Raw genomic sequence first — 20,218 nt, 5'->3', positions numbered from 1 at the left:
ACGATGGTCATGACTGCACGCCGCCTGGTTACGTCGCAGCTTCCGGTAGTGGTTGGGCCGTGGGTCCACCGGACCGCCGGGTGGACCTGGTCGAACATGTCGTCCAGAATTCTGTCAGCGCGATTCGCCGCTTCCTGCATATTCATTTCAGAACCCCCAGTTCCTACGAATGGCTCGGCTCGATCCGCGCAACTCGACAAGACGAGTGAAGCGACTACCGCCGCAGTTGCGTAGCAGAAGGCACGACTCATCGATACTCCTGATTACTGATCTTCTCGGAGCGCCCGGCGGCGATTAGCGCAATGTTGGACGATGACGCCGCGTCCCTCTTCGGGTCAAAGTACAGAGAGTGTGCGGCAATTGTCGGCCCACTGGCTCCGGCAAGGCCAGGGCCGTCATCGACACGGAAACGCCTTGCGCCGAACTCTTCACTCGCCGGATCCTTGCCGAACCAGAGGTCATCATCTCCTCGGTCAGCAACGTCACCTGCGAGGAGGGAAAGTGGGCCGAGTACGCTCACCGAAGCACCCAGGACCGCCTGCCTTTTGGACGGCACCATTGTCACCCCATCGTTCTCCGCCGCCCCGACGAACACGTGGGACTTCCCTACACCGAGATCCTCCGCACGATCAACGCCCACCCCTGGGCTACCGACCAAAACGATGTCGTCGACTCCAGGAATACCCTCACCTTGCTGTGTGGCCGCACCCACTGTGCGCGACCCGTACGAGTGCCCAATAGCCGTAAAGTGCGGATCATCGTTAATGTTCGTAGCCGTCAATCCGCTGGCGAATTCGTTCAGCCGTTTCCCGCCCTCAACGGCCCGCTCATCACGAGCCACTGCGAGAGTACCGAGACCGTCAATAGCCTGAGGAGCGTCGTATCCGAGCCATGCAATGGCCGCACTAGATGGGTCGTGGTATCGGGATCCAATCGCCGTGTCGCGAGCGCGCTTGAGGTCACCCTCCGCAAATTCCTTGTCCAAGGAGGTATTCAATCCGGGCACGTAGGTCGACACGTTCTTTGCTGTATCGGGATTTCCATACGAAACGATCGCCCGCCCGTTCCCCTCGTCACTGACCCCCAAGAGGTACATCGGCGGCTCCCCAGGCTTGGCCCCCGCCCCCAACTGCCGGTCAATCTCCCGCAGCCCAGCCAGCCGCGTAACCGACCTCTCGTCGTCCCGCCCCTCCAGCTCCCCGATCAGCAGCCGCAGGTTGTCCCGGTTGGCCGCGTCGCGGATCAGGGCCGGGATTCCGTCCAGGTTCCCGATCTGGTCCGGGTACACCGCGAGGTACTCCTCGCGCTGTTCCTGGGTCAGCCCCGCCCACCAGTCCCGCCGCTGCGCCGGAGACGCATCGTGCGGGATGGCGTCCTTCAGGTACGCCCCCGCCGCCCCCCGCACCGCCTCCGCGTCGCCCGCCGCGTCCTTCCAGGTGGAGTCCGGGACCTTCAGCCCTTCCTCCGCCTTCAGCCGGCGCAGGATTCCGGCGTACCGCCAGTCGATCTCGGCCGCCGCCCGTACCGCCCCGACCACCCGGTCCGCGATGTCCTGCGCCGTGGCGGCGTTGGGGTTCGGTGCGACCAGGCCCGAGGGCGGCACCAGCCCCGGCAGCCCGTTCGAGGACGCCGTGGAGCCCCGGACGGCCGCGCCGTCGATAAGCCCCACACCCGCAGCCGGGTACGTCACCGAACCGTCCGCGTGCACCGCGAATTTCCGCGCGGCCGCATCGTCCAGCGCCTCGTTCAGTGCCCGCTGCTGGGCCTTCATCTCGTGGGCAAGGGAGTTCAGGGTCGTACGGAGCAACCCGCACTCGGTGTACACGTACTGGAAGTTCCGCCCCAGCTGCCGCAGCCGCGCGACCGCCGCCCGCGCCGCCTCCCCCTCCTGCGTGTCGCGGAGCCCGGTGAGCAGCTGCTGCTCGATGCGGTCCCGTGCCGCGTCGGCACGGTTGCTCGACTTGCCCCACCCGTCGGCCGCGCCCTCCAGCTCGGCGCACTTCAGGTCCCGTAACTGCGCCCACGTCAGCGCCGGCGCCGGCGTCACCGCTCGTCACCGCCGCACGGTGTCACTGCGGCGAAGGACGCCTTGACGGCCTCGTTCGTGGCGCCCTGCGTACGCGCGACGTCCCGCAGCTTGGCCGCCAGGCTTCCGCACTCGCCCTGCGCCGCCTGGAACCGCCGCTCCCAGGACTCCCGTACGGCCGCCAGCTCCGCGAGCGCGGTCAGCCGGCCTGCCCCCGCCATGAGCCCCTGGTGCGCCAGCCCCAACTCTCCCCGTACAGGTGCCAGATGGGTCGCCAGCTCCGCCGCGCCCCCTGCCGCCCGCAGCCACGGCCCGTCGCTGTGATCCAGCCTCGGGCCGCAGTCACCCCCGCTCGGCGGGCCGGCCGGCTCACTCGGTCCCTGCGCCACAGCCATCACGCTCACCCCGTTCCTCGATCACGGAGCGGCACTGTGCCAAACGCGGCGTACCCGACACGCCGGGCGTACCGGCGGTATGAGCCGGACCCCCACCCCCGCAAGGAAGGGCCCGCACCGACATCACCCGAACGCGCGACCCGGAACCGGCCGGAGGGAGACGCCGTCCATCCCTGCATCACCCGGACCGGCCGAAAGGGCCCCATGGCCACCGCGAACGCGACCCGCTTCCTCTACCTCGCCCGGCACGGCGAGGCGTCCACGGACGAGACCGAACTGACGGAACGGGGCCGCCGCCAAGCGGCTCTCCTCGGCGAGCGGCTCCGGGGCATACCGTTCTCCGCCGTCCACCACGGCCCGCTCCCCCGGGCCGCGGAGACCGCCCGGCTGGTCCACGAGCGGCTGGGCGAGGGCATCCCCCTCCATGCCTCGGAGCCGGCCGGGGACTACGTGCCGTACGTCCCGCGACGGGAGGAGCTGCCCGAGGAGTCGGCGGACCGGCTCCTCGGGTTCGTCGAGCAGTTCCCGGAGGCCGAACGCAGCCGGGGCCCGGAGCTGGCCGACTCCGCGACGGCGCGGTTCACCGGCCCGGCGGACGGCGACGACCCCCGTCACGAACTGGTCGTCACCCACGCGTTTCTGGCTGCCTGGCTGGTACGGGACGCCCTCGACGCCCCCGCCTGGCGCTGGCTGGGCCTCAACCACGCCAACGCGGCCCTGACCGTCATCCGGTACACCCCCGGCAGGCCCGCCGCCCTGGTCATGGTCAACGACATGGGGCACCTCCCTGAGGACCTCCGCTGGACAGGATTTCCGCCGGAGCTCCGCGCGTAAGCCGTGCCGGGCAACTCGTGCGTCCCCCGGGGTCCCTCGGATGTCCCCCGGACGGATGGTTTACGGGCCACCGCCCTCGCGTCCGGGGTGACGCGAGCCGCACTTCGTGATCATGCAAGGCGTGATCTTCGTACACCGCAACTCATCGCGCGCCCGCCGGTTGTTGACGGCCGCAGGCCTCGCCGCGGCAGCCCTGGCCGCGTCGCTGCCCGCCGGACCGCCGGCGCAGGCCGCCGCCTCCGCGCCCGTACCTCCGCCCCGGACGGCCACCCCCGCCGAGGCGCGCACCGCCGCCTGGCTGAACACCCACCCGAAGGAGGCCGGCCCTTTCTTCCGGGACCTGCCCAAGGGCGGTGACCTGCACAACCATCTGTCCGGTGCGGTACGGACCGAGTACCTCATCCAGCTCGCGGCCGACGACGGCCTCTGCATCGATTCCACGATGACCGCCGTCGCACCACCGTGCGGTGCCGGCACCCGGCCGGCCGCCGACGCCCTCACCGACAGCCGGTTCCGGCAGGAGATCGTCCGGGCCTGGTCCATGCAGGACTTCCCGCAGGGCGAGTCGGGCCACGACCACTTCTTCGCCACGTTCGGGAAGTTCGGTGCCGCGACGTCGCGCCGGGGGAAGATGCTGGCCGACGTGGCGGGCACCGCCGCCGCCCAGAACCAGACGTATCTGGAGACCATGGTCAGCCCCGCCTCGGCGGGCGCCAAGCAGCTGGCGACGGACGTCGGCTGGGACGCCGACCTGGCCGCCCTGCACCGCAAGCTGCTCGCCGGTGGCCGGCTCGACCAGCTCGTGACGACGGCGAAGCAGGAAGCCGACACGGCCGACGCCGAGTTCCGCGAGACCGCGAGGTGCGCGAGCGCCGCCCCAGGCCCCGCATGCCGGATCACGGTGCGCTGGATCTCCCAGGTGTCACGCAACAGCGCCCCGGAGCGCGTCTTCACCCAGATCGCCCTGGGGCTCCGCCTGGCCGAACGCGACCAGCGGTTCGTCGCCGTCAACCTGGTCCAGCCGGAGGACGGTGAGATCTCCCTGCGGGACTACCGCCTGCACATGCGCATGCTGAACTACCTGCACGGCGTCTACCCCCGCGCCCACATCACCCTGCACGCCGGCGAGCTCGTCCCCGGACTGGTGAAGCCGGAGGACCTCACCTTCCACATCGACGACGCCGTACGCACCGGACAGGCCGAACGCATCGGCCACGGCGTCGACCTCGTCCAGGAGGACGACTGGCAGCGGCTGGCCCGCGACATGGCGCGCCGCCAGATCGCTGTCGAAGTCCCGCTCACCAGCAACGCGCAGATCCTCCAGGTCGAGGGCGACGAGCACCCGTTCCCCGTCTACCGGAAGTACGGGGTCCCCGTGGTGCTGTCCACCGACGACCCCGGGGTCTCACGCGGTGACATCGGCCAGGAGTACCGCCGCGCGGCCCGGACGTACGCACTCGGCTACCCGGAACTGAAGGACCTGGCCCGGGCCTCCCTGGAGTACAGCTTCCTGCCGGGCCGCAGCCTGTGGCGTCCCGACCCCGTGCGCCAGGGCTTCCGCCCGGTCGAGGAGTGCCGGGCCCTGGAGTCGACGCGCTGCGCCCGCTTCACCGACCGGAACCCGAAGGCCGGCCTGGAACTGCGCCAGGAGCGGTCCTTCCGCGCCTTCGAGGCCCGGTACGCCGGCTGATCCTCCCCGGTCGGGTCAGGGGCGGGTCGGTGCACGCGACGCAGCACTGGCCCGCCCCACACCGCTCCTCACCGGCGCCGAGGAGGTTCGCCGTACAGGGGAAACGAGTCCGTCGCCGCCGTCAGAGCAAGGGGCGGCGGGAGAGCGACAGCTGCTCCGTACCTGCCACGCCACGACTCCTGATACCTGCCGTCGCCAGGCTGTGTGTGCATCGCCCACGTGCCGTGCCGGGGATCCATGACGAGCAACACCGGCACCCCTGCGACCGCGTACCAGTCGCTCTTCTGCGCGATGTCTCTGGACTTCTCCGACTGGGAGATGACTTCCACAGCCAGCTCCACGTCCGCAGGGTCGGCCAGCCAGTTGTCGTCGTCGTCCCACGCCTCGGGCAGCACGATGAGATCCGGTGTGGCGTAGTCGTCGAGGTCGCCGGGCATCGCGACCGAGGTCACCTCGTATGCCGCGAGTCCTGCCGGGAGCCCCGGGTCCAGCTGCAGACGCAGCCGCCTGATCGTCCCCGCGTGCTTGCCACGCAGCGTCGGTGACATCACGAGACTTCCCCCCAGCACCTGCACGCGCAGGCCCGTTTCTTCCTCGATCTTCGCGGCGATCTCGCGCAGGTTGCCCGGGCGCGGGCGCAAGGAGGGATCAGCAGACATGGCTCTCGGCCTCCGTCCCTGCGACGCGGATGCGGTGCCCCCTGGCATGGATCCGGGGGGAGGGCCCGTCTCCCGTGCTGCGGCGATTCCACCGTACTGCCAGTCGAATCCGTAAGCCTCCGACATGCAAGCCTCCCCCGTCGATCCTCGATGACTACACACCGTAACGATACAGCGACCCGCTGACACTCCGATTTCCCAGCGCCTGCCTACACTGACCGGCATGGCATGCCGCATCAGTGAGCTGGTCATCGACGCCGCCGACCCCGAGCGGCTCGCCGCGTTCTGGAGCGAGGTCCTCGGTTACGTCGAGCTCGGCCGGGAGGACGACGGAAGCATCGAGATCGGGCCGCCCGACGTCGGCTTCGGCGGCCCGCAGCCCACCCTCGTCCTCAGCCCCAGCAGCGACCCACGAGCCGGGAAGCTCCCGCTGCACCTCGACGTCAACGCAACCGACCGCGACCAGGAAGCCGAGCTGGAGCGGCTCCTCGCCCTCGGCGCCAGGCCCGCCGACGTCGGCCAGACCGGCACCGAGAGCTGGCATGTCCTGGCGGACCCGGAAGGCAACGAGTTCTGCCTTCTGCGCACCCGGCTCCAGCCCCTCTGACCGTTCCTACCCAGAGTGCATCAGTGAGTCCTGGACCCACTGATGTGTTCTGGGCGCATCCCGAACGGTGTTGGATGCGCTGGGTTGCCGCTTTCGCGTCCTGTTCGGCGGCATGCCTCTGGGGGCGTGGTCCGTTGCGGGTGGGCGGTTTCCCTCACGCTCTCGTACGCCTGGTGAGGCCTGGGCGGTCCGATGCCCCACACGATCACGCTGGTCGTGTGGGGGCGGTGCCGTCCGACGCCGAACCGGGTGTCCGAGAGCGCGTCGCCCGGCAGCGATACCAGCGGCATCATGACGGGACATTCTGCGACGGGGTGTGACCAGCGGCTTCCGCCAGTACTCACCACCCCACATCGACGTATAGGCCGGATCGACCGCGACAACGGCCAAACCCTGTTCGGCGGCCATGGAGACCAGGCGGGCCCTGAGCTTCCCGGTCGGGATCCGGGAGATCACCTGCCGGAACCTCTTGCGGCGGCCGTGCTTCTCGCGGGTCTTCTCGGCCGTGAAGCCGAGGTCCTCGATACCGATCGCCGCCACACCGCACTGGGTGGCCCAGTGCAGAAGCCGGGTCAGGGCGTGGCGGATCTGTGCGTTGCGGTGAGTGGCGGTGCCGGACAGGTCATAGCCGAAGCGGTGGGGTTCGCCGACCGGGTTGCCGTGCTTGTCGGGCCGGTAGGCGGCGAAGTGGTCGGCGTTGGTGTCGACGCCGATTGTCACGTCAGGCCACCTCACCGACACTCCGGTTTCCACGCGCACTCGACCCACAACACCTTGCCGCCCTGCCCCGGCAGGCCGCCCCGGATCAGATACGCGCCCCAGCTGTCCGCGTACTCCCGCACGAGGTGCAGACCCCGCCCGCGCTCCGCGAGGACCGCAGGCGGGGACGGAGTCCCGCCCCGGCCGAACGGATCCGGGATCTCCGGGCTGGAGTCCCACACTCCGACCCGCACCCGATTCCGCCCCGCCCCGCACAGCCGGAGCGAGTAGGAGCCCGAGGAGTGCCGGTAGGCGTTGGTGACCAGTTCGCTCGCCAGCAGCTCGGCGGTGTCGATGAGATCCCGCATCCCGTGCACCGTCAGCACGGTCCGAAGAGTTGCCCGGGCGATCCCGGGCCCGCGGGGATCCTGCGGAAGTTGCAAGGTGTACGCCCAGGGCGGCGTTACGGTGGCCAGAGCCATGGAAGTCTCCGTTCACGGAGGAGCGTTGGGATGTGCGTGTCGCATGGCCCGGTGACGAGGCCGCTCCGTCGAGCGGGGTACTTCCGGGCGGGTGGCCTGGGCTCCAAGGTAGCCAGCTACGGCTAATGTATTAACCGAAAGCCGAGTAATGAGTGAACTACCACCCTTGCGGGTGACGAGGCGTTCAAGGAGGCGAACCGACCGGTGAGAAGCAACCCGACGGGCCGCCAGCTACGCCTCGGCAGTGAACTGCGGAAGCTCCGTGAGCGCGCCGGCCTCACCGCCACACAGGCCGGCCAGCTTCTGGGCGTGAAACAGAACCAGATCAGCAACATGGAAGCCGGCCGCGTAGGCGTGAGCCCGGAAAGGGTTCGCACGCTGGCCGGTCACTACCGCTGCGCGGACCAGGGGGTCATCGAGGCGCTCTGCGACATGACCTCCGACCGCACACGCGGCTGGTGGGAGGAATACCGCGAGATCCTGCCCGCGCCTCTGCTGGATCTGGCCGAGATCGAGCACCACGCAGGGCGACTGCGCACCGCTGTCACCGTCCACATCCCCGGGCTTCTCCAGACCCCGGAGCATGCCCGTGAGATCTTCCGCCAGGACGCGCCCGAACTGTCGCCGCCTGATATCGAGCACCGCATCTCATTCCGCATCAAGCGGCAGGCCGTACTCTTCCGCGATCGGCCGGCCCCCCAGCACGTGGTCATCCATGAGGCTGCCCTGCGCATGCAGTTCGGCGGACCAAAGGTGGCCCGCCAACAGCTGGACCACCTCACGGAGATGAGCGACCACGCTCACGTCATGCTTCAGGTCATCCCGTTCTCCGCAGGAGCTTTTGCCGGCTCAGGACAGTCGATCTACTACTTCCACGGCTCTGTACCGCAGCTCGACAGCGTCAACCTGGACCAGTCGCACGGCCCTGTTTTCCTGGACACGGAGGCGCAGTTGCAGAAGTACCGCGTACTGCTGAGCCGGATCGAGGCCATCGCACTCGCACCCGCGAAGTCACGCGACTTCATACACACCATCGCCCGGAATCTGTGAGGGATCCAAGATGTCCACACTCGCTTGGCAGAAGTCGTCCTACTGCGCTCAAGGCAACTCGTGCGTACACATCGCCGCCGACCAGGGATCCGTCGCCCTCACCGAGAGCGGCGACCCCACCGGCGCGATACTCCGGACCAGCCCGTCCGCCTGGGCCGCCCTCATCCGCACCGTCAAGGAAACCCACCCCCGTGACTGACCTCCCCCCGGACCTCACATGGACCCGCGCCGCCCCCGAGAACGCGGAGGGCCCCGGCCCCTGGATCGAGATCGCGTTCGGCCCCGGGGGACTCGTACACCTGCGTGAGACCGGCGACCCCTCCACGGTGGTGACCACCACCGTGGAGAAGTGGGAGGCGTTCGCCAAAGGTGTCGTGGCCGGCGAATTCGACCACTTCGCCGAGATCGGCTCAGACCGCCGGCCCCACTGACCTCACCCCACCGGCTCGACCGCAGGGCACCTCGCGCCGCGCGGCGGGACCGTCAGCGAGATCAGGTAGGCGTCGACCGTCTCCTCCGCGCAGGGACTGCTGCTGTACGTGCCGTGGCCCCAGCCCTCGTAGGTGTGCAGAACCGCGTCACTGCCGAGCTGCTTCGCCACATTGGTGGCCCAGTTGTAGCCGGACGCCGGGTCGTGGATCGAGTTGGTGAGCAGGATGGGCCTGCTGCCCCTCACCTTCAGCCGGTGCTGGGGGTTGTCCGGCTCGGGTGCACCGAGGCAGGCGGACACGGACATCAGGGAGCGGGGGTACTTCATGTCCGGGGCGATCCTGCCGACGCGGCGCAGTTCCCGTGCGTACCCCTGGTAGCCGCTGACCGGCAGGCTCCAGTCCTGGCAGAAGATCTCGAACGCGTTCTCCCCGAGCGCGGGTGCGGGGCCGTCCCCGGTCGTTCCGGCCGCCTGCGTCGCGCCCGGCTCGCTCTCCGCCAGCCCGCGCAGGAGCGTGCCCAGTCTCCTCCATTCGGGGTCGTACAGCCGCTTCATCACCTCGACGTTGAGGTCGAACGGGGTCAGCGTCCTGCCGTCGTCCGACAGCTCCCCCCGCTCCGCGCGTTCCAGCAGATCCGCCCAGAGGGCCCGCACGTCCGAGCCGTGCAGGGCGCAGCTCTCGGTCCGTTCGCACCACGCCACGAACTCGTCGAAGGAGTCCTGGAGCGTGGCGGCCTGTGTGGTGAGGAACTCCCGGGTGCCCAGGCTGTGGTCCACCACGGCCTCCAGGGCCACGGCGCGGACCCGCTTCGGGTACTCCTCCGCGTACTGTTCGCCGAGCAGCGTGCCGTACGAACTGCCGTGGAACGTGAGGGACTTCTCGCCGAGGGCCGCGCGGACCGCGTCGAGGTCCTTCACCATGCTGAGGGTGTCGACGTGGTCGAAGAGTCCGTTCTCGGTGTTCTTCCGGCAGTCCGCCCGCAGTGCACGGTTGTACTTCGCCGTGGCGTCGAACTCGGCCCGGCTCTTCATGACCGGTGACGGACGCCTGTCCAGGAGCTTCTGCGAGCAGAGAATCGGGTTGCTGAGCCCCACACCGCGTGGATCGAAGCTGACGATGTCGAACCGGCTGCGGAGATTGTCGCTGAAGCGGCCCATGTTGACCGCGTTCGTGATCCGGTTCACGCCCGAATCCCCGGGCCCGCCGGGCCCGAACACCATGGAGCCGACCCGCGCGCCCGGGTCCGTGGCCTTGCGCCGGGCGAGCTGGAGGTCGAAGTGCGCCCCGCCCGGATCGCTCCAGTCCACCGGCACCGAGAGGGGGCCGCACTCCGCCGAGGCATCCTCCTGGCACGGCTTCCACTCGATGTGCGGACTCGCCCCGGGCGGCCCGGGCACCCGCCCCTCACCCGCCGCTGCGGCCTCCCCTGGGCCTGGCGCACCGCTCGCGATCTCCACCGCCGTGAAACTGACCGCTAAGGCCAACACCGACCCCAGGGCGAGGTGCGACCGCCCTCGCCTGCGTCGGCGCGACGGTTCACCCGATACATGACTGTCCATCACAGCTGGTGCCCCTCACCTTGTCCAAGGCACCGAGCATCGTCCGCGTACGCGCCGCCCGGTATCCGGGAGGACCCTGGAGTTTGCCCCCTAAGGGCCCGGGCACAGCGGCGGCGGTGCGCCCCTTACGGGCGGCGGGCCAGCACGTGGGTGTCGAGGTAGCCCCGCTCGGAGGCAGGGTCGAAGAGCAGCCGGGCGAAGGGGGTGAGGCCGGCCCCGGCGAGCAGCTCGGCGAACCGTTCCACCGGCCAGCTGTAGGCGGGTGCCACCTTGTGGTCGAAGCGGACCGGCTCGGGCCCGTCGGTCCCGAAGAACGAGGCCATGAGCAGCCCGCCAGGGGCCAGGACGCGGACCTGCTCGGCGAGCAGCGCGGGCAGTTCACCGGGCGGGGTGTGAATCATCGAGTAGTGCGCCAGCACACCGCCGAGCGCGCCGTCCTCGACCGGCAGGGCTTCCATGCGCGCCTCGTCGAACCGCAGCGCGGGATGGGTCTGCCGGGCGTGGTCGATCATGCCCGGGGAGAGATCGAGCCCGAAGGCGTCCAGCCCCAGGTCGCTGAGCATGGCCGTCAGATGCCCCGGACCGCAGCCGACGTCGGCCGTCCGCAGGTTCCCCGTCCCGCGCACCAACTCGGCGAATGTGCCGATCATGGACCGCGCGAACGGCTGTGTCTCCAGCCGGTCGGCGAACAGCGACGCGTAGAGGTCGACGACCCCGTCGTAGGCCGTCCTGGTTCTGTCCTGGTGTCCCGCCACGGGGAGGAAGCTAACAAAGATCGAAGAGGGCGGGGGCCTGCCTTCCCACATCCGCTGGGAGGCCTGCTCCGGGTACGGCACGGTTCTCGATCCGGCCGCCAGTACGCGAGTGAGCTGCCCGCGCACTGTCAACGGGTCCGGGCCGTTGACATCGGTCGGAAGCCGTTGCTTGGCTGGGCGGCAGGGGGAACAAGCGCTTACGGCCGGACTTTGGAGCGTACTGGTGGAGTTCTCGCGTCGTTCCGCACTGTCCATGATCCCCGCCGCCACCCTCTGGGCACTGTCCCAGACACTGCGGGCGGAGGCCGCTCCCGCCGCCTCACAGGGTTCGCCCGGCTCCTCGGACAGGGTCCCGGCCGCCCTGCTCACCAACACCGTCGCGGTCTTCGCCGGCACCGCCGAATCCAACGCCCGCCCCGAGGTCGCACCCAAACTCGCCTCCGTGCGGGCGACGGCGCAGGCCAGGCTCGCCGCGATGGACGGCGCCGGGCCGGACGAGCTCTTCGAGGGCGTACCGCTCGGCACCAGCGATCCCAACCTGAGCACGTCGTACCAGTACCTCTACGAGATCGCTCTCGCCACCTGCCTCCCCGGCGCCGACGCCTCCGGCCCGCGCGACGCGCCCGCAGTCCGGCGCCGGGTCGTCGACGGCCTCGCGCGGCTTCACGACGACTGGTTCGGCGACCAGTCGAAGGGCTACTACGGCAACTGGTTCCACTGGGAGATCGGCATCCCGGCCTATGTGACCAAGACCCTGGTCCTGCTCAGGGAGGAGCTCGCGGCATACCGGCCGGAGCTCACGGCGACGTACATCGCCTCCATGGACGCGTACCTCCGCAACGGCAAGGACGGCGACGTCGATCTCGACTCCCGCTTCCACACCGGCGCCAATCTCGCCGACATCACGACGAACCGGATCCTTCAAGGCGCCCTGCTCGGTGACGAGGCCCGCATCACCAAGGCCCTCGCCGACCAGCTGACCGTCTACTCGACGGTCGACCCGTACCAGCCGCGCCACGGGGTCACCGACGGTTTCTACGCCGACGGCTCGTTCGTCCAGCACTCCTCCGTCGCGTACACCGGCTCCTACGGCAAGGGGCTGCTCACCCGGATCGTCCAGACCGTCAAGATCCTCGACGGCACCGGCTACCTCCCCGACGAGAGCCTCGTCGGCGTCGTCCAGGGCTGGGTCGCCGACGGCTTCGCCCCGCTGATCTTCGAGGGCTGGATGATGGAGATCGTCAAGGGGCGGGCGGTCTCCCGGACCGGCACGGGATACGCGGACGTCACCGCCGTCGTGGAGGCGGTCGTCGACCTCTCCGCACACACCGCCGGCAGCGACGCCGAAGCTCTTGAGGGATACGTCAAACACGTGCGGGAGACCTCGAAGGTGGCCCTCGACACCACGTCCTTCGTCTCCCCCGTCAGCATCGCCCGCTACGCCGACATCCTCGCCTCACCCGCGCCCGCCCGGGACCTCGGCCCCGCCGCCACCCACGGCGCGTTCAACGCGATGGACCGCACCGTCCACCGCCGGCCCGGTTACGCCTTCGCCCTCGCCCGCAGTTCGGAACGCGTCAGCAAGTACGAGTACATGAGCGGCGAGAACCTGATGCCCTGGTTCCAGGGTGACGGCGCCCACTACCTCTACCTCTCCGGCGCCGACCAGCGGCAGGCGTTCGGCATCGACTACTTCACCGCCGTCCCGCCCCACCGCCTCGCGGGCGTCACCGCCCCCGTCGAGACGCGGCGCACCGTCCCCGAGCTCTACGGCACCCTCTGGTACGACAATCCGGAGCGCGGCTTCACCTCGTCCTCCGAGTCCCAGAACACGTACGTCTACTTCCCCCGCGGCACCCAGGCGTTCTCCGGCGGCGCCCGCCTCGGCGCGTACGGGGTGGCCGGTCTCGTGCAGTCCGACGACGCCGCGTACGCCGCCCAGCAGGCGGGCACACTGCCCGGGAACTTCGTCGCCTACCGGGCCGCGGGTGCCACCAGGTCGTGGCTCATGTTCGACGACGAGATCCTCGTCCTCTCCGCGGGCGTGACCGGCCTGGCGGGCCGCGCGGCGACCACGACGGTCGACAGCCGCATCGCCGACCCGTCCTCCCCCGTCGCCCTCACGGGCGGCCTCCGCGACGGATCCCCCTGGGAGGCCGCCGGGACCGCACCGCCGGCCTGGCTGCGGTACGCCGACGAAGGGCAGGGAACCGCGGTCGGCTACGTCTTCCTGTCCGGCCCTGCCCCGGTCGTCGCACTCGGCACGGTCACGCGCAGCCGGCGTCTCGTACGGCTCACCAACGCGGACACGGCGGTAACCAAGCAGCTCTTCACACTGTCCTACGAGCAGGCTGCCGGAGGGCGCCCCATCGCGACGGCGCACGCCCTCGTCCCGAACGCCTCGGCTCAGCAGTTGTCGTCGTACGCCCACGGCCCGCTCTCCGTGCTGTCCAACACGGTCCGCCTGCAGGCCGCCGTACACGCCCATCTCGGCATCACCGCCGCCAACGCCTTCACCCCGGGGACGCACCACGCGGGACGCCTCTCGATCGACGGCCCGGCGTCGGTCCTGCTGCGCCGGACCGGAGGCGGCACGTACGCCATCGCGGTGTCGGACCCCACGACGGAGCGACGCACCGTCTCGCTCACCCTCCACGGCCGGCCCCTGCGACGCGTCTCGGCCGACCCCGGGGTCCGCGTCCGGCACGTCCCCGGCGGCACCCGCCTCGACATCACGACGCACCAGGCCTACGGGCGGAGCTTCACGGCGACTCTGACCGAGAGGCCCTGACAGGAACCAGGGCGAGAGGGGGCGCCCGGCACCCGGCCGGTGGAAGAATCCGATGATGCCCTCATCATCGGAAACGATCAACGCATCGGCCTCCGGCACCTGGAAGCTCGGCGACCTGACGGTCAACCGCCTCGGCTTCGGCTCGATGCGCCTCCCCCAGAACGGCGCGGCGTTCGGCGACGGAACCCCCAGCGACCGGGCCCGGGCACTGGAGGTCCTGCGCCGCGCCGCCGAGCTCGGCGTGAACCACATCGACACCGCCGCCTTCTACTTCTCACCGCTGCGGTCCGCCAACGAGCTCATCAACAGCGCGCTCGCCCCGTACGCCGACGACCTGGTCATCACCACCAAGGTCGGCCCCGGCCGGGACCCCTCCGGCGCATGGGTCTGGGCCACTCCTGAGCAGCTCCGCGGCCAGGTCGAGGAGAATCTGCGCCAGCTCGGCCGTGACCACCTGGACGTGGTCAACCTGCGCCTCGCGCGCAGCCAGGACACCGCGTCCGTCGCCGATCACTTCGGCGCCCTGGCCGAACTCCGCACGGCGGGACTCATCCGCCACCTGGGCATCTCCAACACCACACCGGAACAGCTCGCCGAGGCTCAGGGCATCGCGCCCGTGGTCTGCGTGCAGAACGCGTACGGAATCGGCTCCCCCGCCGAGGACCACGCCTTCCTCCGCGCCTGCGGCGAGCAGGGCATCGCCTTCGTACCGTTCTTCGCCATCGCAGGAGCGGGGCGCGAGGAGGGCTCTAGCGACGACCGGAGCGAGGCGGTGCTGACCGTCGCCGGCCGCCACGGGGCGACACCCGCGCAAGTACGCCTGGCCTGGACGCTCCACCAGGGGCCGCACGTGCTCGCCATCCCCGGCACCGGCAACCCGGACCACCTCGCCGAGAACGTGGCCGCCGGGGCGCTGAGGCTCACGCCGGAAGACCTGAGCCTCCTCGCGTCATGAGCGGCACCGGGAGCGGGGGCGAGGCAAGGGCGGAAACCGGCCAGGTCCTGCGCTGGAACCTCTTCATCGGCGGACATCTGAGCTCCTCCGTACCCGTACGCCTGGTCGAACACACGGACGAGGGCCAGTTGGTGTGGCTGGAGACCGGCACCCCGATGTGGCGTACACACCTGCCCCGTGGGGCCCACCTCCGGGACATCGCGCCCGAGCACCGGCCGGCCCAGGGCTATCCGACGAGGGCCGGCCGGTGGCCCATGGGCAGCGCGCTCATCCACCAGCCGGCCGGGGCCGGCCACGCGGTGTTCTGGTTCTTCGGGCGGAGGCAGAAGTTCGCCGGCTGGTACGTGAATCTGGAGCACCGGACCCATCACGGCGAGGACATCGACGTGGCCGACCACGAGCTGGACATCACCGTGGCGGCGGACCGCAGCTGGCGATGGAAGGACGAGCGGTCGTTCGCCGAGAAGACCGGGCACCCCGCGTACTGGTCGGCGGAGGAGGCGGCAGCGATCCGCGCCGAGGGGGCACGCGTGGCCCGTCTCGCCGCGTCGGGGGCGTTCCCGTTCGACGGCTCCTGGTGCGACTTCAAGCCACCGTCCCACTGGAAGACCCCGGCCCGGGGGCCGGAGCCCGTACGCACCGTGCTCTGAGAGGGAAGGCCGCGAGGCCTTCCCCGTACGGCACCTGATGACCCGTCGGCCGGAAGCCACCGGCGCACACACGGCTCTCGAACAGCGCGTACGAATGCTCGCCGACCCGTGAACGCATCGACCGCATCCGGAACCATGGCCACCGTCGTTGCTAGCCGTCACACCGCGTGATACACAGAGTAACCATGCATATGCAGGCAGATCCCTACGCGAGCCGCAGGTCAGGGCGGCTTCTCCGGTCAAACGTGCGAGATCCGGGTAAAGAGACCCGGGAAGGCGTCGTGCGATGCCGGTTTCATCAGCGAAGATAGAGGCCGACCCGTGTCGCACGGCGCGGGCTGCGAACTACCCAACAGGGGCGGTGACTTACATGATCCTGGCAGCTGAAAAGGGCGATATCACCACCATCATCGGCGGAATCGCCCCGAACTGGGGGCCGTTCGGGACCCTGGGCAACGAGGCGCGCATCATGATCGAGGTGGTGATGGCGGTAGCCATCCTGCTCTGTCTCGGCATCGCGATCTGGGGTGCGGCGAAACAGCGCATCGGCGCGACGGCGCTGCGCGACACCTTCAGCGCGGAACAGGGCAAGGGCCTGATCGTGGCGGGGCTGACCGGCGTCTTCATCATCGGATCGCTGGGCACGCTGTTCACCATTGTGTACGGCATGGCTGTCTGACCGCCTGTCAGGCCGCCGCCCGCCCCCGGGCCGCCCGTAACCCGTCCACCCCACACCACCCGTCCGTCGTGCCCACCGGCAGAGGTTGCGTCCCCTGATGTCGAGTCACCACACCGCGCCCACGCGGAAACCAGCACCGCTACGGTCGTACTACGCGGAACTGCACACGGCTGAGGGGGCGTACGCGGCATGAGCCAGGGCGACGAGCGCGGCTACGGCGGCACCGAGCCGGGGGGCCACCCGGACGACGCGTACAGCACCCTCGGCGGGACGCGCCAGACACGCACGCGCCTGCCCGGCGGCGACGAGGGCGACGGCTACGGCCGCCGGCCCGCACGGAACTCCCGCTCGCTGATCATGGTGGTGGGCGTGGTGGTCCTGCTGGTCGCGGCGATCGCGTTCGCGAACCAGGGCGGGGGCGGCGGGTCGGAGGGCGGTGGCGGCAACGAGAAGAAGTCCGAAGCCGCAGGAGCGGGCCCCACGGCCGCGACGGGCACGAAGCCGGTCCAGGGCAAGAATGGCACGATCGCCTCGGGCTTCGCGCACGACGAGCAGGGGGCGCAGAGCGCGGCGGCGAATTACGCGGTGGCGCTGGGGTCTGCGGAGATGTTCGACAAGACGAAGCGGGACGGCATTCTGCAGGCCACCCACGACCCCGTCGTGGTTGCGACCCTCCAGGCGGACATGGAGAAGGCGTACTCCCCCAGTTTCCTCGCGAACGTCGGACTGAATGACGACGGCAGCACACCGAGCGGACTGACGTTTGTCTCCAGAACCATTCCGGTGGGAACGAAGGTGACGGCCCAGGGCACGGACGACGCGACCGTGGAGGTCTGGTGCACGGGCCTCGTCGGCATGGCAGGTCAGGGCTCCACCAAGCCTGTCACCGCCACCTGGTTCACCATCACCGAGAAGCTCAAGTGGGTCGGGGACGATTGGAAGATCGAGTCCTCGACCCAGGCGGAGGGCCCGACACCCGTCAACGGCGACAACCGGGCCTCGACTGCGGACGACATCGCCGGTGCGGTTGACGGATACGGAGGCTTCACCTATGCCCGATAGCCGCCGGTTCCGAGCCCTCTCTCTTGCCGGAATCCTGGGAAGCCTTCCGGCCGCGATGATCGTCCTGGCATCTCGTGCCTACGCGGCGCCCACCCCGACGCCGTCGCCGAGTACCAGCGATAACCCCTGCGACCTCATCGTCGGGCTGGCCAAGGATTACTGCGAGGACGGCGAAGCCGGAGCAACCGACCGCAGCACTCCCCCCATCACCGACGAAGCCCTCGACCCCCTCACCTCCCTCGCCCGCGGCTGCGCCGACGCCGCCGCCTACCTCGTGGGCAAGCTGAGCGAGGCCGTGGAGAGCACCGCGACCGTCGACTTCACCAACTCCACCTTCCGCACCCAGTACGCCGTCGTCTTCGCCGCATCCACCATCCTCACCCTGGTCCTCTGGCTCTTCGCCGTGGCCAAGCGCGCCATCAGGGGCGTGCCGTTCACCACCGCGATCTCCGAGGCCATCGGATTCCTCTGGCTCACGGTCCTGGCCTCGGCCTTCACCCCCCTGATCCTGTACGTGGTCGTCTCGGCCACCGACGGCGTCACCGAAGTCATCTCCGCCGCGACAGGCGGGCAGACCGATGTGTTCTTCGGCTCGTTCGCCGAGGCGCTCAAGAAGGGCACCGACATCGGTGGCGGCCCGATCATGCTGATCGTCGTATCGCTCGTGTCGATCCTCGCCGCCGGCATCCTGTGGCTGGAGCTCGTGATCCGGGCCGCCCTGCTCTACGTGGGCGCCCTGCTGGGTGTCGTCGTGTACTCCGGGCTCGTGGACAAGAACATGTGGGGCCACGTGCGCCGCTGGGCGGGCATCATGATCGCCGTGATCATGGTGAAGCCCGTCATCGTCATCGTGCTGGGGCTCGCAGGGGCGCTCTCCGCCGACGACGGGCCCAACGCCTTCTCGGCCGTCGTGTCCGGCCTCGCCATCATCCTGCTGGCCATCTTCGCCTCCGCCATGATCTACCGCTTCGTCCCCGGCTTCGGCGACGAGATCCAGGGCGCCCGCACCAACCGCAAGCAGGCCACCGACGGCTCCCAGGCCGCCGCGATGATCAGCTCGCCCGCCGCTCTCGTCTCCCAGGGCATCAAGACGCACAGCGGCCGCGGCGGCGGAGGTGAGGGAGGTGGCGGAGGCGGAGGCGCGCGGCCCGCCAATCCGGCCAGCGGCGGAGTCGCCGCCCACAGCTCCCGCACCCCGGGCGGAGGCGGCTCCGCGCCCTCACCCCGGAGCGGGTCCGGACCCACCTCCGGCACCCCTCACAGCAGCCGCTCCCCCCGAGGCGGTTCAGGCAGCACAGGTAACACGAGCACAGGAGGTGGAGGGCGTTGACGACCCAGTCCCACACGATCGCGCCCCGCCGTACGTATCTCATCGGCCGAGCCCGGCCGAACGCGATCGTCGGCAAGAACCGTGAGACGGGCGAGATCGCGCTGATCATCGCCGGAGCGTTCCTCGGCATGATGAGCGGACTCCTCGTCCCGGTCCTCTCCCTCCGGATCGTGGCGCTCGTGGGCTTCCCCATGCTGGCCCTGGCCGTCGTGTACTTCCCGTACAAGGGCCGCACCTTCTACAAATGGTTTGAAATCAACCGCAGCTTCAAGCGCACCCTGCGCCGCGGCACGGCCTACCGTTCCTCCGCCATGGAGGCCGGGGTCAGCGCCGACGGGCGTGAGGTGGAGATCGGGCCGCCGCCGGGCATCGGCCGGATCAGCTGGCTCGCCGCACCGTTCGGCCCCGACGAGATCGCCGTACTGCTGCACGCCGACCGGCGTACGGTCACCGCCGCCATCGAGATCGAGGGCCCCGGGGTCGGCCTGCGTGACAGCGAGGACCAGGAGGCCCTCGTCGACCGCTTCGGCACCCTGCTCAAGCACGTGGCCAACGGCGACGGCTTCGTGACCCGCCTCCAGATGCTGGCCCGTACGCTCCCCGCCGACCCCGACGCGCACGCCAAGGACGTCGCCCAGCGTGGTGACAGGTCGGCGCCCGGCTGGCTCCAGGAGTCCTACGACCAGCTCCAGTCGATGGTGTCGACCTCCAGCGAGCAGCACCGCGCCTACCTCGTGGCCTGCATGCACTACAGCCGCGACCTGGCGGCCGAGGCCAACGCCATGGCCCGCGCCGTACGCCCCAAGGGGGGCCGCAGGATCGACCGCGACGCGGGGCTCGCCGTCGTCATGGCACGCGAGCTGACCGACATCTGCGCCCGCCTCGCCGAGGCCGACATCCGGGTCCGCCAGCCGCTCGGCCAGAGCCGGCTGGCCTCCCTCGTGCACTCGATGTACGACCCGGACCACCCCATCGACCACATCCAGGCGATGACGAAGCGCAACGCCTGGCCGGCCGAACTCGACGCGGTCGAGCCGACCTTCCTCCAGGCCAAGACCCGCGAGTCGAGGACGCGCGCCCCCTGGTGCCACTCGACGGCCTGGGTGAAGGAATGGCCGATGACTCCCGTCGGCGTCAACTTCCTGGCCCCTCTCCTCGTCCACACGCCCGACGTGATCCGTACGGTCGCGGTCACCATGGACCTGGAACCCACCGAGGTCGCCATCGAGCGCATGCTCACGGAGAAGACCAACGACGACGCCGAAGCCAGCCGCCAGGCCAAGATGAACCGCACGGTCGACCCGCGCGACATCGCCGCCCACGGCAGGCTCGACCAGCGGGGTGAAGATCTGGCGAGCGGCGCGGCCGGGGTGAATCTGGTGGGGTACATCACCGTGTCGTCCCGGTCCCCCGAGGCACTCGCCCGCGACAAGCGGACGATCCGGGCCTCCGCCGGCAAGTCGTATCTCAAGCTGGAGTGGTGCGACCGGGAGCACCATCGCGCGTTTGTGAACACCTTGCCGTTCGCCACCGGCATCCGTCGCTAACGAGAGGGCAGTCACGC

Annotated in this window: 19 protein-coding genes and 1 pseudogene; 13 read left to right on the top strand and 7 right to left on the bottom strand. The window is 70.0% G+C overall.

Going from position 1 to position 20,218, the window contains the following annotated elements:
- Window positions 1-247: 247 nt before the first annotated feature.
- Entirely contained in the window at window positions 248-2,047 is a 1,800-nt protein-coding gene (locus ACIQM3_RS00165) for an alpha/beta hydrolase (protein WP_401616684.1), read from the bottom strand.
- Window positions 2,044-2,421 carry a hypothetical protein gene (locus tag ACIQM3_RS00160; RefSeq protein ID WP_401616681.1) on the bottom strand — a complete coding sequence of 126 codons (378 nt, stop codon included), beginning with the start codon at window positions 2,419-2,421 and terminating at the stop codon, window positions 2,044-2,046. Before ACIQM3_RS00160 ends, ACIQM3_RS00165 begins: the two co-directional genes overlap by 4 nt.
- Window positions 2,422-2,625: 204 nt before the next feature.
- Here ACIQM3_RS00160 and ACIQM3_RS00155 point away from each other — a divergent pair, with 204 nt between their 5' ends.
- Together ACIQM3_RS00155 and ACIQM3_RS00150 are read left to right on the top strand one after the other, a co-directional pair.
- On the top strand, window positions 2,626-3,255 hold the full coding sequence (locus tag ACIQM3_RS00155) for a histidine phosphatase family protein (protein ID WP_401616678.1): 630 nt from the start codon (window positions 2,626-2,628) through the stop codon (window positions 3,253-3,255).
- 112 nt (window positions 3,256-3,367) lie between these two features.
- The gene (locus ACIQM3_RS00150) at window positions 3,368-4,945 is read left to right on the top strand and encodes an adenosine deaminase (protein ID WP_401619890.1); all 1,578 of its coding nucleotides are present in this window, start codon (window positions 3,368-3,370) and stop codon (window positions 4,943-4,945) included.
- A 68-nt stretch (window positions 4,946-5,013) separates the two neighbouring features.
- Here the strand turns inward: ACIQM3_RS00150 and ACIQM3_RS00145 are convergent, their stop codons facing one another.
- Entirely contained in the window at window positions 5,014-5,604 is a 591-nt protein-coding gene (locus tag ACIQM3_RS00145) for a Uma2 family endonuclease (protein WP_401616675.1), read from the bottom strand.
- 223 nt (window positions 5,605-5,827) lie between these two features.
- Here ACIQM3_RS00145 and ACIQM3_RS00140 point away from each other — a divergent pair, with 223 nt between their 5' ends.
- Entirely contained in the window at window positions 5,828-6,211 is a 384-nt protein-coding gene (locus ACIQM3_RS00140; RefSeq protein ID WP_401616672.1) for a VOC family protein, read from the top strand.
- A 6-nt stretch (window positions 6,212-6,217) separates the two neighbouring features.
- Here the strand turns inward: ACIQM3_RS00140 and ACIQM3_RS00135 are convergent.
- Window positions 6,218-6,925: pseudogene (locus ACIQM3_RS00135) on the bottom strand (IS200/IS605 family accessory protein TnpB-related protein); the annotation flags it as partial.
- Between the two features lie 17 nt (window positions 6,926-6,942).
- On the bottom strand, window positions 6,943-7,392 hold the full coding sequence (locus tag ACIQM3_RS00130; protein ID WP_401616669.1) for an ATP-binding protein: 450 nt from the start codon (window positions 7,390-7,392) through the stop codon (window positions 6,943-6,945).
- A 204-nt stretch (window positions 7,393-7,596) separates the two neighbouring features.
- On the opposite strand from ACIQM3_RS00130, the gene ACIQM3_RS00125 reads away from it, so the two are divergent.
- From ACIQM3_RS00125 to ACIQM3_RS00115, 3 genes are read left to right on the top strand one after another with little or no spacing between them, the layout of a single operon-like run.
- Complete coding sequence (locus tag ACIQM3_RS00125) at window positions 7,597-8,442, top strand: helix-turn-helix domain-containing protein (protein ID WP_401616666.1); 846 nt, start codon at window positions 7,597-7,599, stop codon at window positions 8,440-8,442.
- Between the two features lie 10 nt (window positions 8,443-8,452).
- On the top strand, window positions 8,453-8,641 hold the full coding sequence (locus ACIQM3_RS00120) for a DUF397 domain-containing protein (RefSeq protein WP_401616663.1): 189 nt from the start codon (window positions 8,453-8,455) through the stop codon (window positions 8,639-8,641).
- Window positions 8,634-8,873 carry a DUF397 domain-containing protein gene (locus ACIQM3_RS00115; RefSeq protein ID WP_401616661.1) on the top strand — a complete coding sequence of 80 codons (240 nt, stop codon included), beginning with the start codon at window positions 8,634-8,636 and terminating at the stop codon, window positions 8,871-8,873. The genes ACIQM3_RS00120 and ACIQM3_RS00115 overlap by 8 nt, the downstream gene beginning before the upstream one ends.
- A 2-nt stretch (window positions 8,874-8,875) precedes the next feature.
- Here the strand turns inward: ACIQM3_RS00115 and ACIQM3_RS00110 are convergent, their stop codons facing one another.
- Both ACIQM3_RS00110 and ACIQM3_RS00105 read right to left on the bottom strand, forming a co-directional pair.
- Window positions 8,876-10,330, bottom strand: a complete 1,455-nt coding sequence (locus ACIQM3_RS00110) for an alpha/beta hydrolase (protein ID WP_401616658.1) — start codon at window positions 10,328-10,330, stop codon at window positions 8,876-8,878.
- Window positions 10,331-10,557: 227 nt separating this feature from the next.
- On the bottom strand, window positions 10,558-11,187 hold the full coding sequence (locus ACIQM3_RS00105) for a class I SAM-dependent methyltransferase (protein WP_401616655.1): 630 nt from the start codon (window positions 11,185-11,187) through the stop codon (window positions 10,558-10,560).
- A gap of 223 nt (window positions 11,188-11,410) precedes the next feature.
- Between ACIQM3_RS00105 and ACIQM3_RS00100 the strand changes: the two genes are divergently transcribed.
- From ACIQM3_RS00100 to ACIQM3_RS00070, 7 genes are all read left to right on the top strand, one after another.
- Entirely contained in the window at window positions 11,411-13,978 is a 2,568-nt protein-coding gene (locus ACIQM3_RS00100; RefSeq protein ID WP_401616652.1) for a polysaccharide lyase family 8 super-sandwich domain-containing protein, read from the top strand.
- A gap of 52 nt (window positions 13,979-14,030) precedes the next feature.
- Window positions 14,031-14,933, top strand: a complete 903-nt coding sequence (locus ACIQM3_RS00095) for an oxidoreductase (protein WP_401616649.1) — start codon at window positions 14,031-14,033, stop codon at window positions 14,931-14,933.
- Entirely contained in the window at window positions 14,930-15,583 is a 654-nt protein-coding gene (locus tag ACIQM3_RS00090; protein ID WP_401616646.1) for a DUF402 domain-containing protein, read from the top strand. The genes ACIQM3_RS00095 and ACIQM3_RS00090 overlap by 4 nt, the downstream gene beginning before the upstream one ends.
- Window positions 15,584-15,953: 370 nt before the next feature.
- A complete protein-coding gene (locus ACIQM3_RS00085) occupies window positions 15,954-16,262 on the top strand; it encodes a hypothetical protein (RefSeq protein ID WP_014047394.1) in 309 nt (102 codons plus the stop codon).
- A 189-nt stretch (window positions 16,263-16,451) separates the two neighbouring features.
- Window positions 16,452-17,324, top strand: a complete 873-nt coding sequence (locus ACIQM3_RS00080; RefSeq protein ID WP_401616643.1) for a hypothetical protein — start codon at window positions 16,452-16,454, stop codon at window positions 17,322-17,324.
- A complete protein-coding gene (locus tag ACIQM3_RS00075; protein WP_401616640.1) occupies window positions 17,314-18,654 on the top strand; it encodes a hypothetical protein in 1,341 nt (446 codons plus the stop codon). The genes ACIQM3_RS00080 and ACIQM3_RS00075 overlap by 11 nt, the downstream gene beginning before the upstream one ends.
- Complete coding sequence (locus ACIQM3_RS00070; RefSeq protein ID WP_401616638.1) at window positions 18,651-20,201, top strand: SCO6880 family protein; 1,551 nt, start codon at window positions 18,651-18,653, stop codon at window positions 20,199-20,201. Before ACIQM3_RS00075 ends, ACIQM3_RS00070 begins: the two co-directional genes overlap by 4 nt.
- Window positions 20,202-20,218 lie beyond the last annotated feature (17 nt).

Source organism: Streptomyces sp. NPDC091271 (assembly GCF_044757505.1).
In the GTDB taxonomy this organism is placed as follows: domain Bacteria; phylum Actinomycetota; class Actinomycetes; order Streptomycetales; family Streptomycetaceae; genus Streptomyces.
The sequence above is the reverse complement of the archived record's forward strand: the minus strand, read 5'-3'. Positions and strand labels throughout refer to the sequence as shown.